Source organism: Mesorhizobium sp. M0019, assembly GCF_040323975.1.
Classification (GTDB): domain Bacteria; phylum Pseudomonadota; class Alphaproteobacteria; order Rhizobiales; family Rhizobiaceae; genus Mesorhizobium.
In genome coordinates this window covers 1-1409 of sequence record NZ_JAMYVK010000129.1, presented here as the reverse complement: position 1 = coordinate 1409, position 1409 = coordinate 1, and the positions used below count along the sequence as shown (strand labels likewise).

At 61.0% G+C, this 1409-nt stretch carries 1 protein-coding gene; it reads left to right on the top strand.

The features are described 5' to 3' along the window. The first annotated feature begins 24 nt into the window (after positions 1-24). A complete protein-coding gene (locus NKK47_RS34965; RefSeq protein ID WP_352579922.1) occupies positions 25-1269 on the top strand; it encodes an adenylate/guanylate cyclase domain-containing protein in 1245 nt (414 codons plus the stop codon). Positions 1270-1409 lie beyond the last annotated feature (140 nt).

Below are 1409 nucleotides of genomic sequence, written 5' to 3'. Positions count from 1 at the left end.
TGTCGGGCGACGAGGCGAAAGCCCTTGCTGCTGGGTGCGATGGTTACATTGCCAAGCCATTCAGTCCGCGCCAGCTGCTTTCCGAGATTCGCGGGTTCCTTTCTTGAGGGAGGCAGCGCTTTGCACGATCCGCCTCGCATTCTCGCGGTCGACGATACTCCGGAAAACCTCGAGATCCTGCGCATGCGCCTCGAGGCGAATGGCTACGAAGTTGCAACCGCCGCCGATGGGGAAGAGGGGCTTGCGAAAGCCCGCGAACTCACGCCGGATCTGATCCTGCTCGACATCATGATGCCGAAGCTCGACGGCATCAGTGTGGTACGCATGCTCAAGCACGATCAATCGCTGCGGTCGATCCCCGTTATTCTGGTCACTGCGAAAGCCGACACGCGCGACGTGGTCGATGGGCTGGACGCCGGTGGCGACGACTATCTGACAAAGCCCTTCGAGCACAGGGCGCTGTTAGCGCGGGTGCGCTCGATGCTGCGTCAGAAGGCGCTTCACGACACTGTCGCGAGCCAAGCCAAACGCCTTGAGGACCAAGCCGCGCAACTTTCCGACTGGAACCGCTCGCTCGAGCAAACCGTGGCCGACCAGGTGACGGAGCTCGAGCGAATGGCGCGGCTTAGGCGGTTCCTGCCCGAACAGGTCGCCGACCTCATCGTTGCGGCGGGCAATGGAGATGCGCTCTTGCAGAGCCACCGTCGCGAGGTGACCGTTGTCTTTTGCGATTTGCGCGGCTTTACTGCCTTCGCAGAGACCGCCGAACCCGAAGAAGTCATGACCGTTCTTGCCGAGTATCATTCCTGTCTTGGTGAACAAATTGTCCGCCACGAGGGGACTCTCGAGCGGTTCGTGGGCGACGGTATCGTCGTGGTTTTCAACGATCCACTGGCATGCGCCGACCACAGCGAGAGAGCTGTCTCAATGGCTGCTGCAATGCGCGACGCGATTGACGAGCATTCAGAGCGATGGCGCAAGCGGGACTATTTGCTTGGCTTTGGGATCGGCATTGCCAGGGGCCACGCAACCATCGGGCGCATCGGTTTTGATCAGCGCTCGGACTATGCCGTCATCGGCACTGTGTCGAACCATGCCGCCCGATTGTGCGAGGAGGCCAAATCGCGCCAGATTCTTGTTAGCCAGCGGGTCCTCGGCGCTGTCGAGTCGCTGGTCGAATCCGTTCTTGTTGGCGAACTGACGCTGAAGGGTTTTCGCCGCCCGATGCCTGCCTATGAAATCGTGCGGTGGATCGGTCGGCCAAGCTAGCGTTGGACGCACGCTGGTCTCTTTCGGAGATACGGCCCATCGAACCGTCGGCACAAAGCATCCCAGCCACGACCGATCTCGAATCCGCCCGCAACGGGGAGAAAGTGTGCGTTCTGCCAGTAGCAACCCTGATGGCAGCC